A 15,273-nucleotide genomic window follows, 5' to 3' on the forward strand; every position below is an offset into this window, starting at 1 on the left:
CCGCTCACCAGCCATCCCCACGGGATACGAACCCCACGACGTCCTGATCCCGCGAAGCTACGCGCGACCGTCACCATGCCCTCTGCCCGACCCACAACCCCGCCCAACTGCTGCCATATCTCTGCCGCCCCACAACCCCGCCCGACCCCTGCCCCGCTCCCTGACCGGCCCCACAAGCCGCCCGACCCCTGCCCCGTCCCCTGACCGGCCCCACGGCCGCCCGGCCGCTGCCCCGTCCCCTGACCGACCTGCGCGGGCACGTCGCGCTCATCATCCAGGAACACCACGTGTTCAAAGGACCATGCGCGACAACCTGCTCGTCGTCCGCCCGTCCCCTGACCGACCCACAGCTCCGCCCGACCCCTGCCCCGTCCCCTGGCCGACCATGCCGCCGGCCGACTCGCCGCACCGATCCGGTGACCTGCCCAGGTTGGTGATGCGCGATGAGTCCACTGATGCACCAATTGGCGGGCCACCACCCACCCACCTACCGCAGGTTCCCGGTCGGTGGTGACACGCCGAAATGTCAGGAAGGAGAGACAGTCGTGGTGGAAGTCGGGGTGCCGTGCCAACTGCTCCACAGGGCCGCGTACGAGCCGCCCTCCGCCACCAACTCCTCGTGCGACCCCAGCTCGATGATCCGCCCGTCCTCCACCACGGCCACCCGGTCGGCGTCGTGGGCCGTGTAGAGGCGGTGGGCGATGGCGATCACCGTGCGGCCGTCCAGGACGGCGGCCAGCGAGCGTTCGAGGTTTCTGGCCGCCCGCGGGTCGATGAGGGAGGTCGCCTCGTCCAGGACGAGGGTGTGGGGGTCGGCGAGAACGAGGCGGGCGAGGGCGAGTTGCTGGGCCTGGGCGGCCGAGACGGTGGCGGCGCCGCCGGAGCCGACCTCGGTGTCCAAGCCGGACGGCAGCGCGAGCACCCAGTCGAGGGCGTCAACCGCCTCCAGGGCCTTGAGCACGGCGGCGTCGGTGGCGTCGGGGCGGGCGATGAGCAGGTTGTCGCGCATGGTCCCCTTGAACACGTGGTGTTCCTGGGTGACCAGGGCGACGTGCCCGCGCAGGTCGTCCAGGGGCAGCTCGACGAGCGGCACCCCGCCCACGGTGACCGACCCGGTACGCGGCCCGTGGATGCCGGCCAGCAACCGGCCGAGGGTGGACTTGCCGGCCCCGGACGGTCCCACCATGGCCAGCCGTTCGCCGGGCTGAACGGTCAGGGAGACGTCGTGCAGCACGTCGCGGCCCGCGCGGTAGGCGTACCGGACGGAGGAGGCCTCAAGCAGTTCGCCGGCAGGCCGGGCCGAGGAGGAGACGCGGTCGTCGGGCACGTTGGCGACGCCCAGCAGGCGGGCCATCGAGGCACCGCCCACCTGCAGTTCGTCGATCCACATGAGGAACCGGTCGAGGGGGTCCACGAGTTGCTGGGCGTAGAGGGTGGCGGTGGTGACCTGGGCCAGGCTCACCCAGGAGTTGGTGTAGAACAGCCCGCCGACCAGCAGCGCCGCCACCACGGGGATGACGTAGCCGAGCTCCACTGCGGGATACCAGCGGGTACGCAGCCCCAGCGTGTACCGCTCAGCTGCGAACGACCGCCCGACGTCCCGGTCGGTGCGGACCCGCCGCCGCTCGCGCAGGCCGAGGGCCTCCACGGCGCGGGCGCCCTCGATGGTCTCGGCCAGGCCCTCGGTGATGTCGGCGTAGGCGGCGTTCTCGCGGAGATAGCCGTCGCGCGCCCGCCGCAGGTACCACCGGGTGGAGACGGCGATCACCGGGCCGGCGACCAGCATGGGCAGCATGAGCAGGGGGCTGGTCAGCAGCAGCGCGCCGATGGTGATCACGAACGTGACCATGGCGATCAGCGTCTCGGGCACGGCATGGCGCACGGTGCGCGAGAGCGAGTCGACATCGCGGGAAGTACGGGTGATGAGGTCGCCGGACCCGGCCCGTTCGACGGTGGACAGGGGCAGGGCGAGCACCCGGTCCACGAACTCCTCACGCAACTCGGCCAGCACCTTCTCGCCGAGCCTGGCGGAGGCCAGCACCGCATACCGGACGAGGAGGCCCTGGAGCAGCAGGAACGCCCCGATGGCGGTGGCCACGACGGCGACGTTCACCTCGTGGCCGTACTGAAGGTTCTGCACCAGCTCGCCCAGCTGCCACGGCACCAGCAGCCCGGCGACGGCGGCCAGACCGTGCAGGAGCAGGGCGAGGCCGAGCCGGCGCGGATATTTCAGGGTGAGCCGCCTGGCGTAGGCGCGCACCTGCTTACGGTCGGCGACCGGAAGGATCTCACGGGACATCGATCTCAGCCCTTCGCCGAAAGTGGGGATGTGCGGAGCGGAAGAGTCTCACCGGGCGTTGAGCTCGACCTTCCGCCGACAGTGGGCAGGTGCGGGGCATGGGTCAGTCCTCCCCGCGGGTCACGGTGGCCGCGTACTGCGGACAGGTGTCGAGGAGTTGCCGGTGGGTCCCCTCCGCCAGTACGCGCCCGTCCTCGACGTAGATGACGTGTTCGGCCCGGTCGAGGACCAGGGGGCTGGTCGTGCAGATCATGGTGGTGCGGCCGGCCCGCGCCTTGGCCAGGCGGTCGGCGATGCGGGCTTCGCTGTGGGCGTCGACGGCGCTGGTCGGCTCGACCAGGATGAGCACCTCGGGGTCCGACAGCAGCGCCCTGGCCAGCCGCAGCCGCTGCTGCTGCCCGCCGGAGAACTCGCGCCCAGCCTCGGCCACCTCCGCGTCGAGCCCTTCTGGCAGGGCGTCGACGATGTCGGTGGCGCAGGCGGTGTGCAGGGCCGAGCGCACCTCGTCGTCGTCGGCCCCGCCGCGTACGTCGAGCTCGTCGCGGAGCCGGCCGTTGAACAGCCGGGCGCCGTTGTCGGCGACCAGGATCCGGGAGCGGACCTGGTCGATGGGCAGGGTGCGCAGCTCGACCGCGCCGAACGTGACGTCGCCCTCGGCGTAGCGGCCGAGCCGGTCGGCGATGGCGGCGGCGTCGTCGGGGCTGGAGGCGGCGACGGCGGTGAGGGAGCCGGGTTGGAGCGTTACACCGCTGTAGGAGTCGCGCAGCACGCCGCCCTCGCTGCTGCCGGTGCCGCCGGTCATCTCGGGCTCGACGGACAGGATGCGGATCACCCGCCCGGCCGCGACGTGACCTTTGGTGATTTTGTCGGCCATTTCGGTGAACGTGCGCATGGGCCCGATGAGGAACACCGCGTACAGGTAGAACGCGACGAGTTGCCCGGTGGGGATCTCCCCGGCGACGGCGAACGTGGCGCCGATGCCGGTGACGATCGCGATGAGCAGCCCGGGCAGGATGATCTGGGCGCCTTCGAGCACCGACTCGATCCCGGCGACGCGTACGCCGGCGTGGCGCACCCGCTGCGACTCGGCGCGGTAGCGCTCGGCGAACACCTGCTCCCCGCCGATGCCGCGCAGCACCCGCAGCCCCGCCACGATGTCGGCGGCCCTGGTGGACAGCTCACCGGACAGCTCACGCTGCACCCGCTGGCGTTTGTGCATCGGGCGCAGCAGCGGCCCGACGGCCACGGCCATGAGCGGCACCCCGAACAGCACGAGCAGCCCCAGCGGCAGCGAGGTGGAGATGAGGATCACGGTGACGGTGATGACGGCCACGATCGAGCCGATGCCGCGCAGCAGGATGTCCATGGAGCTGCCGATGTGGGCGATGTCGGAGTTGCCGACGCTGACGACCTCACCGGTCGAGAGCCGCTTCGGCAGCGTGGCGCCGAGCCTGGCGGCCTGTCTGCTGGTCAGCTGGACGGTGCGGTAGGCGGCGGCGAGCCAGTTGTAGACGGCCATCCGGTGCCGCATGATCCCGGTGAACGCCTGCAGCAGGCCGAGCCCGAGCAGAATCGACGCCCACAGGAGCAGCGCACTGGTGTCCTTGGCCGTGACGGCCTCGATGCCCTTCCCGAGCACGGCCGGCATGAGCGCCTGCACCAGCCACCAGAGGGTGGCGAAGCCGATGCCCGCGAGCAGGGGTGGCATTTGCCGCCGCGCGTTCCACCACAGGTAGCGGAGCGGGCTGCGTAGATCGGGCACGCCGGGATCGGCCTCAGGAAGGGAGCGCATAGCCTGACCACATTGACAAGGTGTCCCCTCATCCGGCAAACCATTTTCGCAAACCGGAACAGCCTCCGCGATGAGCGCCGGAGGCCGAACTTTACGAAGCAGGACATGCACCCTGTGTAACAGAGAGTCACTTTCTGTGATGAAGTGGGGGTGTGAGCGCCGAAGATCTCCTGCTGAAGACGGGCCGCTTCCTGCGCCGTTCCGCCACCAGCCGCGACCTGCACACGCTCTTCCTCAAGGGCGGCACGGAAGGCGACACCTTCTACCGCGACCGCTGGAGCCACGACAAGGTGGTCCGCTCGACGCACGGCGTGAACTGCACGGGTTCGTGCTCGTGGAAGGTCTACGTCAAGGACGGCATCATCACGTGGGAGACCCAGGAGACCGACTACCCCGGTGTCGGCCCCGACCGCCCCGAGTACGAGCCGCGCGGCTGCCCACGCGGCGCCGCCTTCTCCTGGTACACCTACTCGCCGACCCGGATCCGCTACCCGTACGCCCGGGGTGTCCTGGTCGAGATGTACGCGGAGGCGAAGGAACGCCTGGGCGACCCGGTGGCCGCCTGGGCTGAGATCACCACGAATCCGGAGAAACGGCGTCGCTACCAGTCCGCCCGGGGCAAGGGCGGGCTGGTGCGGATCAGCTGGGACGAGGCGTGCGAGATCATCGCGGCGGCCCACGTGCACACCATCAAGACCTACGGCCCCGACCGTGTGGCCGGCTTCTCCCCCATCCCGGCCATGTCGATGGTCTCCCAGGCCGTCGGCTCCCGGTTCGTGTCGCTGATCGGCGGCACCATGCTGTCCTTCTACGACTGGTACGCCGACCTGCCGGTGGCCTCGCCGCAGGTGTTCGGCGACCAGACGGACGTGCCGGAGTCGGCCGACTGGTGGGACGCGGCGTACCTGATGTTGTGGGGCTCGAACGTGCCGGTCACCCGCACGCCCGACGCCCACTGGATGGCCGAGGCGCGCTACCGGGGCCAGAAGGTCGTGGTGGTCTCGCCCGACTACAACGACGCGGCCAAGTTCGCCGACGAGTTCCTGGCCGTGCGGCCTGGCACGGACGGCGCGCTCGCGATGGCGATGGGTCACGTGCTGCTGAAGGAGTTCTTCGTCGAGCGGGAGACCCCGCGTTTCGCCGACTACGTCAAGCGTTTCACCGACCTGCCGTTCCTGGTCACGCTGGAGCGGCGCGGCGACGCGTACGTGCCGGGCCGGTTCCTCACCGCCGAGGACCTCGGCTCGGACGAGGAGGCGGCCGGGTGGAAGACGGTGTTCCTGGCCGAGTCCGGCGAGCCGGTGGTGCCGAACGGCTCGGCCGGCTTCCGCTGGACCGACTCGGGCGAGGGCCGCTGGAACCTCGACCTCGACCACCAACCGAAACTGACGCTGTACGACCCGAAACCAGACTCGAAACCGGGCCCGAAACCCGGCCCGAATCCCGCCTCGGACTCCGGCAAAGACTCCGCCTCAGAGCCGACCTCGGAACCCGTCTCGGAGCCGACCTCGGAACCCGTCTCCGAGCCCGCCGAGGTCCTGCTGCCCCGCTTCGACGACGGCCCTCCGGTACGCAGGGGCGTCCCCACAACACAGGTGGCCGGTCGTACCGTCACCACCGTCTACGACCTGCTCCTCGCCCAGTACGGCGTCCACCGCCCGGGCCTCCCGGGCACCTGGCCGACCGGCTACGACGACGTAACCGAGCCCTACACCCCCGCCTGGCAGGAACAGATCACCGGCGTCCCGGCCGCGCGGGCGCAGAAGATCGTCAGGGAGTTCGCCAGGACGGCCGAGGCCACCGGCGGCAGATGCATGTTCATCCTGGGCGCGGGCACCACCCAGTGGTTCCACGGCGACACGATCTACCGCGCCTTCCTGTCGCTGCTGCTCCTGACCGGCTGCCAGGGCCGCAACGGCGGCGGCTGGGCCCATTACGTGGGCCAGGAGAAGTGCCGCCCGCAGGCCGGCTGGGCCCTGCTGGCGGGCGCGCTCGACTGGCAGCGCCCGCCGCGCCAGGTCCCCGGCGCCCTGTTCTGGTACCTGCACACCGATCAGTGGCGTTATGACCACTTCGACGCCGGTGAGCTGACCAGCCCGCTGGCCACGGGGCTGTTTCGCGGCAAGCGTACGTCCGACCTCGTGACGGAGGCCGTACGCAACGGCTGGATGCCGATGGCGCCCGCGTTCGACCGCAATCCGCTGGAGCTCGGCGACGCCGAGGATCCCGTCGCGTACACCCGGGCGGAACTCGCGGCGGGCCGGCTGAGGCTCGCCGCCGAGACCCCCGACGACCCGCGCAACTGGCCCCGCGTGCTGACCCTCTGGCGCTCGAACCTCCTGGGCTCCTCCGCCAAGGGCAGCGAGTACTTCCTGCACCATCTCCTGGGCGCCACGTCCAACCTGGAAAATCCCGACCCGCGCGCCCCCGCGGGCAAGCTGGACCTGCTGCTGACCCTCGACTTCAGGATGACCTCCTCGACGATCTTCTCGGACGTGGTGCTGCCCGCCGCCACCTGGTACGAGAAGCACGATCTGTCCTCGACCGACATGCACCCGTTCGTGCACGCGTTCAACCCGGCCATCAGCCCGCCCTGGCAGACCCGCACCGACTTCGCCGCCTTCCACGCCATCGCCCGTTCTTTCAGCGACCTGGCCAAGGACCACCTGGGCGTGCGCAGGGACGTGGTGGCGCTCGCGCACCAGCACGACACTCCCGGCGAGCTGGCCGGACGCGGTCAGCCCGAGCTCGTGGTGGTCGAGCGCGACTACGGCGCGGTCGCGGAGAAGCTGGCCGCCCTGGGCCCGCTGACGGAGAAACTGGGCATCCCGGTCAAGGGCGTGACGTTCCGGCCCGACGAGGAGGTGACCTGGCTGGGCGAGCGCTGCGGCCTGGTGCCGCGCGGCGTGGCCAAGGGCCGGCCGGAGCTGGACACCGAGGCCAAGGCGTGCGAGGCGATCCTCGCCCTGTCGGGCGTGAGCAACGGCCGCCTGGCCGCGCAGGGCTTCCGCCAGCTCGCCCGGCGCACCGGGCGCAGCTTCGAGGGGCTGGCCGCCGAGGGGCACCGGATCGTCTTCGCCGACACCCAGGCCAGGCCGGTCCCGGTCGCCGCCAGCCCCGAGTGGTCGGGCAAGGAGTCGCACGACCGCCGCTACGCGCCGTTCACGATCAACGTCGAGAACGGCAAACCGTGGCACACGCTGACCGGGCGCATGCACTTCTTCCTCGATCACGAGTGGATGCACGAGTACGGCGAGGCGCTGCCGATCTATCGTCCGCCGCTGGATCTGGCCGCGCTGTACGGCGAGAGCGGAACCCTGCGTTACCTGACCCCGCACAGCAAGTGGTCGATCCACTCCGAATACCAGGACAACCTGCTCATGCTGTCGCTGTCCAGAGGCGGCCCGACGATCTGGATGTCCACCGAGGACGCCGCCGAGCTGGGGATCGCCGACAACGACTGGGTGGAGTCGGTCAACCGCAACGGCGTGGTGGTGGCCAGGGCGATCGTCTCGCACCGGATGCCGAAGGGCACGGTCTTCATGTACCACGCCCAGGACCGGCTGATCGACGTGCCGAAGTCGGAGGCCACGGGTCTGCGGGGCGGCGTGCACAACGCGCTGACGCGGGTGCTGATCAAGCCGACGCACCTGATCGGCGGCCACGCCCAGCTCTCGTACGGCTTCAACTACCTCGGCCCGACGGGCAACCAGCGCGACGAGATCACCACGATCCGGCGCAGATCACAGGAGGTGCGTTACCGGTGAAGGTGATGGCACAGATCGCCATGGTGATGAACCTCGACAAATGCATCGGCTGCCACACCTGCTCGGTCACCTGCAAGCAGACCTGGACCAACCGGCCGGGCGTCGAGTACGTCTGGTTCAACAACGTCGAGACCCGCCCCGGCCAGGGCTATCCGCGCCGGTACGAGGACCAGGAGCGCTGGCGCGGCGGCTGGGAGCTGACCCGAGGGGGCAGGCTCAAGCCGAAGGCCGGCGGCCGGCTGCGCAAGCTGCTGACCATCTTCGCCAATCCGCTCATGCCGTCCATCCAGGACTACTACCAGCCATGGACGTACGACTACCAGAACCTCACGAACGCCCCGCTCTCGGACGACGTCCCCGTGGCGCCGCCCAGGTCGCTGATCACGGGCGAGCCGATGAAGATCGAGTGGAGCGCCAACTGGGACGACGACCTGGGCGGCGACCCGAGCCCCGACCCGGTGCTGTCGAAGGTGTCGGAGCAGGTCAGGCTGTCGTTCGAGCAGGCGTACATGTTCTACCTGCCGCGCATCTGCGAGCACTGCCTGAACCCGTCGTGCGTGGCGTCCTGCCCGTCCGGCGCGCTCTACAAGCGGGCCGAGGACGGCATCGTGCTGGTGGACCAGGATCGGTGCCGGGGCTGGCGGATGTGCGTGACGGGATGTCCGTACAAGAAGGTGTATTTCAACCACAAGACCGGCAAGGCGGAGAAGTGCACGTTCTGCTACCCCCGCGTGGAGGTGGGGCTGCCCACGGTCTGCTCCGAGACGTGCGTGGGGCGGCTGCGCTACCTGGGCGTCCTGCTGTACGACGCCGACCGCGTCACGGAGGCGGCCTCGGTGGCGGACGAGCGTGATCTCTACGAGGCCCAGCTCGACCTGTTCGTGGACCCGTACGATCCGGCGGCCGAGCGCGCCGGGCTGCCCGCCGACTGGCTGGAGGCCGCCCGCAGGTCGCCGATCTACGACCTGATCAAGCGGTACCGGATAGCACTGCCGCTGCATCCGGAGTACCGCACGCTGCCGATGGTCTGGTACGTCCCTCCGCTCTCCCCCGTCGTGGACGCCCTGTCCACCACGGGGCACGACGGCGAGGACGCGGGCAACCTGTTCGCCGCCATCGACTCGCTGCGCATCCCCGTCGAGTATCTGGCCGAGCTGTTCACCGCGGGGGACCCGGCGCCCGTGACGGCCGCGCTGCGCCGGCTGGCCGCGATGCGGTCGTACATGCGGGCGGTCAACCTCGGGGAGGAGCCGGTCCTGCCCGACGTCGGCCTGTCCGAGGAGGAGCTGAACGCGATGTACCGCCTGCTCGCCCTGGCCAAGTACGACGACCGCTACGTCATCCCGACCGCCTACGGCAACGTGCCCGGCGTCGTGGAGGAGGGCGGTTGCAGCCTCGACTACGACGGCGGGCCCGGCATGCAGGGGCCGTTCGGGGAGGCGTCGGGGCGCCCCGTGCCGGTCTCGATCGAGAGCTTCCACGGCCTGAAGGAGCGCCAGACCGGCGACGAGATCACCCACGACCGGGTCAACCTGCTCAACTGGGACGGCCGCGGCGCCCCGGCCGGACTTTTCCCGCGAAGGAAGGGCAAATCATGAATCCCGCCGTCGTCTGGCAGGCCGCCGCCCACCTGCTCGCCTATCCGGACGAACGCTTCTGGCGCCGCCTGCCGCTCATCAGGGAGGCCGCGGAGCCGCATTTCACCACGTTCCTGGCGCTCGCCGCAGAGCTGGGCCCCGGCGAGCTGGCCGCCCACTACGTGGAGACGTTCGACCTGCAGCGGCGCTGCTGCCTCTACCTGACCTACTACACCGACGGCGACACCCGCCGGCGCGGCGAGTCGCTGGCCGCGCTGAAGGAGCGTTACCGGATGGCCGGCTGGGAGCTGATGGAGGACGAACTGCCCGACTTCCTGCCGGTGCTGCTGGAGTTCGCCGCGCTGGACGACTCGGGGGCCGCGCTGCTCAACGAGCACCGGGCGGGGCTGGAGCTCCTGCTCACCGCCCTGCGCGAACGCGACTCGCCGTACCGGCACGTGCTCGGCGCGGTGTGCGCGGCGCTGCCGCCGATCGGCGCCGCCGACCGGGCGCGGGCCGCCCGGCTGGCCGCGTCCGGGCCACCCGCCGAGAGCGTGGGAGGCTACCGATGAGCCGGGGCGAGAGCAGGTCGTGGACGACGGGCGGGGGCGAGAGCAGGTCGTGGACGACGGGCGGGGGCGAGAGTAGATCGTGGACGACGGGCGGGGGCGAGAGTAGATCGTGGACGACGGGCGGCCACCGATGAGCTGGGGCGAGGACATGTTGTGGACGGTCGCGCCGTACGTCACCCTGGTGATCTTCGTCGGCGGGCTGATCTGGCGGCACAAGTACGACAAGTTCGGCTGGACCACCCGCTCCTCCCAGCTCTACGAGAGCCCGCTGCTGCGCGTGGCCTCCCCGCTCTTCCACTACGGGCTGCTGTTCGTGATCGTCGGCCACGTGACCGGCCTGGTCATCCCGCTCGCCTGGACCGGCGCCGTCGGCGTGTCCAACGAGGCGTACCACGCCAACGCGGTCGTCTGGGGCGGCCTGGCGGGCCTGGCCACCCTGGCCGGGCTGGCCCTGCTGATCTACCGCCGCCGCACCAAGGGCCCCGTCTTCCTGGCGACCACGGTCAACGACAAGGTGATGTACGTGGTGCTGGCCGGCGCCATCGTCACGGGCACGGTGACCACGATCGCGGGGCTCGTACCCAGCGAGGTGAGCTATCGAACCACGGTCGCGCCCTGGTTTCGCGGCATCTTCACGCTACGTCCCGACGTGGTCGCGATGAGCCAGGCGAGCGGTCTTTACAAGGTGCACACCGTGGTGGGGATGATGCTGTTCCTCCTTTTCCCGTTCAGCCGCCTGGTGCACGCGCTTTCCGCCCCGTTGGGGTATTTGTTCCGTCCTTACATCGTGTATCGGAGCCGCTCGGATGGCGCGCCAAGGGGCCCGGGAGGCGTCCGGGTACGCCAGAATCGACCCTTGTGAAGCACGGGTACACCAACAGCACATTCGGCGACGGCGCCCTGGTCGTGAAGTGCTACCAGGGTCCCGAAGCGGCCTTTCGGCTGAGCACGGAGAGCCGCTATCTGCGCCGCCTGCGTGGCCGCCTGCCGGTCCCCCGCGTCCACCAGGTCACCTCGACCAGCCTGACCACCCGGTTCGTCGACGGCTCCCACGGTCAGGATCTCATCGACGAGGGGCGGGCGGCCGAGGTGTTCGCCGAGTGCGGACGGATGCTGGCCCGCATCCACCGGCTCGGCATCGTCCACGGCGACTACGGCCCGCAGAACATGCTGTTCCACCCGGCCACGATCGAGACGGCCGCGATCCTCGACTGGGAGTGGGCCCATCCCGGCCGGCCGGTCGAGGACCTGGCCTGGCTGGAGTGGATCGTCCGCAGCCACCATCCGGAGCAGGTGCCGCTGCTCTCCCACTTCTTCGCCGCGTACGGGGACGACGTTCCCGGCTGGCCGGAGCGCCAGGCGGCCATGGTGGCGCGCTGCCGCGACCTGCTCGACTTCTGCGCCCGCTGGGAGCCTGGGGGCGGCGGGGAGAAGCTGTGGCGCGAACGCCTCGACGCCACGACGGCCTGGACGGAGTAACCCGAGCCTTCACCTTCCGGACCGAGCAGCCGGCAGCCCTCGACGCGTCCTGCCGGCGACCTTCCAGACCGAGCGGACCGCAGCCCTTGACCGATTCTGTCGGTGGCCTTTGCTTGACTACGGGCATGGCTCGCCAAGTGATTCTCGTGCTAGGCGCCACCGGCACCACCGGCCGCCGCGTGGCGGGGCAACTGCGGGCCGCAGGTCATCGCGTGCGGGCCGCCTCCAGGAGCGCTGAGACCCGGTTCGACTGGACCGACCCCGCCACTTGGCAGGCCGCCGTGTCCGGCGCGTCGGCGCTCTACCTGATGGCCCCCGACGGCACCCCGATCGATCCCGCGTTCGTGTCGCTGGCCGTCGAGCAGGGCGTCGAGCGCATCGTGCTGCTGTCCAGCGGCGGCATCGAGACCATGGGCGACGAGCGGCTGCTGTCCGCCGAGCGCACCGTCCGCGACAGCCCGGCCGCGTGGACGATCCTGCGGCCGAGCTGGTTCGACCAGAACTTCGACGAGGGCTTCCTGCGGCCCGCGATCATGGCGGGCGAGCTGGTGCTGCCGCTCGGCGACGTCGGGCAGGGCTTCGTCGACGCGGGCGACATCGCCGCCGTCGCCGCCACGGCCCTCACCGAGGACGGCCACGCCGGGCAGACCTACGAGCTCACCGGGCCGCGCTCACTGCCGTTCGAGGAGGCCGTGCAGATCATCGGCCGGGCGAGCGGCCGCGAGGTGCGCTACAAGGGCGGCGACGAAGACTACATCGCGGCCAACGGATTCTCGGGAGAGTCGATCCAGGCGACCAAGGCGTTCGCCGCCCTGCGCGCCCTCGGCGACCAGCCGGTGACCGAAACGGTGGCCCAGGTGACAGGACACCCACCCAAATCCTTCGAAACCTACGCCAAACAAGCCGCCACCAACGGCGCCTGGCGCTGACCAAGACCCGCATCCTGACCACCGCATGCGGCGCCGCCGGAACCTCGCGCGGCTGCGAACGTCTGGCGCTGACCAAGCCAGGACGGATCAGGAGGCCAGTTCACGCACCAGCGCCACCGCCTCGTCCAGGAGGCCGTGCTCCCGGTCGCTGAGCGTGCGGTTGGCGTCCCGGATCGCCTTCGCCTCGTCCAGGGGATCGCCCACGTCCAGGTCGTCCCCCAGCTCGGCCACCAGCGCGGCCAGCGCCGCGCGGGCCTCCTCCGGCCGGCCGAGCTCCTCGTCCACGGCCACCTGCGCGATGATCAGCGCCGACAGGGCACAGTCGAGCGCGGGCGGCCCAGACCGGGAGTTGGCCCAGTCGATCACCACCGGTCCCTGCGGGGCGAGCATCACGTTGTCGGGATGCAGGTCAAGATGCAGGACCCGATCACCCGGGTCGCCCGGCTCCATGGGCGGGATCTCGTGCAGCCGCCGCAGTAAGCGCGCCAGGATCCGGCCCACCTCCCCCGCGTCGGCCTTCCCCTCGGTGAACGCCTGCAGCAGGGTCGGCCCCCGCACCAGGCCCATCACCAGGTCGGTCGCGCGGCCCTCGCCGGGAAAGACCTCGGGGACGGGATAGCCGTGCGCGGCCACGTACACCATGACCGCCGACTCCCGACTGGCGTCGAGGTCGTACCGGTAGCGGCGCAGCACCCGGCCGCCGCCGATCGCGTACACGTCGGCACTGCGTCCGACCCCCAGCAGTTCCCCGATCCGCATACGGCCAACCTACGCGCCGACCCCGGCCACGCGCGGCCGAGCCAGACCGAAGCACCACGACCGAGCCAGGCTGACGCACCGCAGCGACCCGTCACGAAAGGGGCTCTGATCACCCGGCGACCCGGTCCAGCTCGGCCAGTTCGGTCGTGTGCACGCCTGCCATCGTCTTCGCCAGCTCACGCACCCGCGCCGAGCCACCGGCGTCACGCTCGCCGTTCGCCACCAGCACAAGCTGATTCAGGTACGCCCGCAGCAGCGAGGTGAAGCGCCGCTCGAAGGCGTCGCCACGCAGCCCGTCCAAGGCACGCAGTTCGTCGGCGGTGGGCATACCGGGCATGTCGTGCAGAGCATGAGGATTGTCCCCGGTAACCCCGGCCTCGGCGAGCAGCGCCCGCAACCGCCCGCGCCCCTTCTCATGCGCGGTGCCAAGCCGACCGGCCAGCCTGGTGAGCGGCTTCCCGGCCCGATCGGGAGCCAGTTCGAGCAGCGGCACGACCCGCCCGTGCAACGCCTCGGCAAGCTGCAACCAGGCCAGATCCGTCGGGCTGAACCCAGCGGCAGCACTCGCACCCGACCCCGCGGCGGCCGACCCCCCGGAGCCGGCCCCGTGAGAGCCGCCCCCGTGCGAGCCGGGACCGTGCGAGCCGGGACCGTGCGAGCCGGACGCCTGAGAACCGGACACAGCAGGAGCAGCAGGCACCGCAGCAGCCGGGCCCCGAGTTGGAGCAGAGCACCCCACGAGGGCAAAGCACGCAACCGCAACCACCACGAACGACATCAACCCACATCTCAGCACCGGAACCATCCCCAGGCGAAAGGCCCGGGCGAGCGGGAAGGGACGCCCGCCCGGGCAAGATCTACGACGGCCACGCATCGGCGCCGACACGTGACGACCGGCCCTACGGCAGCCGCTTGCCGACACCAGCTTGATGACCGGCCCTAGGACGGCCGCCCGTCAGCGCCACACTTGATGACCGGCCTGATGCAGTCACGCACCCGCCGCTCCATCTCCTCGACCGGCCAGGCGTTGAAGAAGTCGCCGTGCATCGTGAACCCGCCCCCGGACGCCAGCCGCAGCCGCGAAGGATCGCCGGTCACGGGGTAACGGATCACCTGCCGCAGCTTCGGCACCGGTACCGGATGGCTGCTCGGGCACTGCAGGCCCACCGGATAGGCCATGTGGCTCTTGTGGTCGGCCGAATCCAGGTCCCGGCCGTTCCAGCACTGCGGGAAGTCCAGGTACGACTCCAGCATCGTCCCGGACGGGCAGTTCACGAAATCCTTGGAAGGGGGCACGTGCCCGGCGTGCAGGCAGGACCACCGGGAGATCGTCGTGTTGTCGGGCCCGGTCGCCCTGGCGTTCCCGGCCACGATCCGCAGCCCGAGCGGCAACGGCTGGGTCCTGGCGACGATGTCGTCACGCACGCCCTCGCCGAGGTAGTAGAACGTGATGATGGCCGGCTCCACGGGAGCGTTGTCGCGGTAGAGGGTCGGCACCCAGTACGACGACTTGTCCACGGCCGGGTTGCAGTTGGTGGCGCCCCGCTGCAGGTCGGCGAGCTGGGTGTGGGCGTTGGTGACCCGGCTGCCGAAGAAGCTGTGCATGTGCGAGGCCCCGGGCAGCCCGGGGAAGACGATCGGGTCGTCGGGCAGCCGGTGGCTGAACGGGCAGTCGGCGAGGAACTCCGCCACCCGTACGGGCTCGGCCGAGGCCGGCCCAGGCGCCACGGCGAACGTGGCGAACAGCACGGACAGCAGGGCGATCAGTCGTGAGACGGGTAACATGGCGGCTCCCTTGATCATCGGTGGACCCGTACGCGGTCGACGAACATCCGAAGCGGTGAAGGCGGACTCGCTCTGGCCGAGCAGGACGGCGCAGGCGGACAACGCGAACGTGCCGACGATCTGGCATTCGCCACGACAGCCAGGCAGCGCAGGGGTGAGCTCACGAGGTCTCCGTCAAACTGGGGGGGCTGGTTCGAGGGAGCGCTCCCTGAGAAGGAGCGTGCTCGCCTCCCCACCCGCTGTCAAGACGTCGGTTAACCCCGCCGAAACCTCCCGGAAGCGATCGAGCGCAGTCGCTCACCGCCAAACATCCG

The 15,273-nt window shown here is 70.6% G+C and carries 11 protein-coding genes; 6 read left to right on the top strand and 5 right to left on the bottom strand.

Annotated features, from left to right (window positions below; translation table 11 throughout):
* Window positions 1–526: 526 nt before the first annotated feature.
* Both AB0C27_RS38315 and AB0C27_RS38320 read right to left on the bottom strand, forming a co-directional pair.
* Window positions 527–2,299: an ABC transporter ATP-binding protein gene (locus AB0C27_RS38315; protein ID WP_357854803.1), complete on the bottom strand. Its 1,773-nt coding sequence runs from the start codon at window positions 2,297–2,299 to the stop codon at window positions 527–529.
* A 103-nt stretch (window positions 2,300–2,402) separates the two neighbouring features.
* Complete coding sequence (locus AB0C27_RS38320; RefSeq protein WP_357854806.1) at window positions 2,403–4,091, bottom strand: ABC transporter ATP-binding protein; 1,689 nt, start codon at window positions 4,089–4,091, stop codon at window positions 2,403–2,405.
* A 152-nt stretch (window positions 4,092–4,243) separates the two neighbouring features.
* Here AB0C27_RS38320 and AB0C27_RS38325 point away from each other — a divergent pair, with 152 nt between their 5' ends.
* From AB0C27_RS38325 to AB0C27_RS38350, 6 genes are all read left to right on the top strand, one after another.
* Complete coding sequence (locus AB0C27_RS38325; RefSeq protein WP_357854809.1) at window positions 4,244–7,858, top strand: nitrate reductase subunit alpha; 3,615 nt, start codon at window positions 4,244–4,246, stop codon at window positions 7,856–7,858.
* Window positions 7,859–7,863: 5 nt separating this feature from the next.
* Complete coding sequence (gene narH, locus AB0C27_RS38330; RefSeq protein ID WP_357855525.1) at window positions 7,864–9,456, top strand: nitrate reductase subunit beta; 1,593 nt, start codon at window positions 7,864–7,866, stop codon at window positions 9,454–9,456.
* On the top strand, window positions 9,453–10,007 hold the full coding sequence (gene narJ, locus AB0C27_RS38335; protein WP_357854812.1) for a nitrate reductase molybdenum cofactor assembly chaperone: 555 nt from the start codon (window positions 9,453–9,455) through the stop codon (window positions 10,005–10,007). Before narH ends, narJ begins: the two co-directional genes overlap by 4 nt.
* A gap of 130 nt (window positions 10,008–10,137) precedes the next feature.
* A complete protein-coding gene (gene narI / locus AB0C27_RS38340; protein ID WP_357855528.1) occupies window positions 10,138–10,869 on the top strand; it encodes a respiratory nitrate reductase subunit gamma in 732 nt (243 codons plus the stop codon).
* Window positions 10,866–11,486 (top strand): phosphotransferase, encoded by a 621-nt coding sequence (locus tag AB0C27_RS38345; protein WP_357854815.1) that lies wholly within the window; start codon window positions 10,866–10,868, stop codon window positions 11,484–11,486. The genes narI and AB0C27_RS38345 overlap by 4 nt, the downstream gene beginning before the upstream one ends.
* Before the next feature lie 125 nt (window positions 11,487–11,611).
* Window positions 11,612–12,415 carry an NAD(P)H-binding protein gene (locus tag AB0C27_RS38350; RefSeq protein WP_357854818.1) on the top strand — a complete coding sequence of 268 codons (804 nt, stop codon included), beginning with the start codon at window positions 11,612–11,614 and terminating at the stop codon, window positions 12,413–12,415.
* Between the two features lie 87 nt (window positions 12,416–12,502).
* On the opposite strand, the gene AB0C27_RS38355 is transcribed toward AB0C27_RS38350, so the two are convergent.
* The 3 genes from AB0C27_RS38355 to AB0C27_RS38365 form a co-directional block, all read right to left on the bottom strand.
* Window positions 12,503–13,174 (bottom strand): phosphotransferase, encoded by a 672-nt coding sequence (locus AB0C27_RS38355; protein ID WP_357854821.1) that lies wholly within the window; start codon window positions 13,172–13,174, stop codon window positions 12,503–12,505.
* 109 nt (window positions 13,175–13,283) lie between these two features.
* Window positions 13,284–13,700: a DUF305 domain-containing protein gene (locus tag AB0C27_RS38360; RefSeq protein ID WP_357854824.1), complete on the bottom strand. Its 417-nt coding sequence runs from the start codon at window positions 13,698–13,700 to the stop codon at window positions 13,284–13,286.
* 413 nt (window positions 13,701–14,113) lie between these two features.
* Window positions 14,114–14,959: a DUF1996 domain-containing protein gene (locus tag AB0C27_RS38365; RefSeq protein ID WP_357854827.1), complete on the bottom strand. Its 846-nt coding sequence runs from the start codon at window positions 14,957–14,959 to the stop codon at window positions 14,114–14,116.
* Window positions 14,960–15,273: the final 314 nt, after the last annotated feature.

It is taken from the genome of Nonomuraea sp. NPDC048882, from assembly GCF_040649755.1.
Taxonomy (GTDB): domain Bacteria; phylum Actinomycetota; class Actinomycetes; order Streptosporangiales; family Streptosporangiaceae; genus Nonomuraea; species Nonomuraea maheshkhaliensis.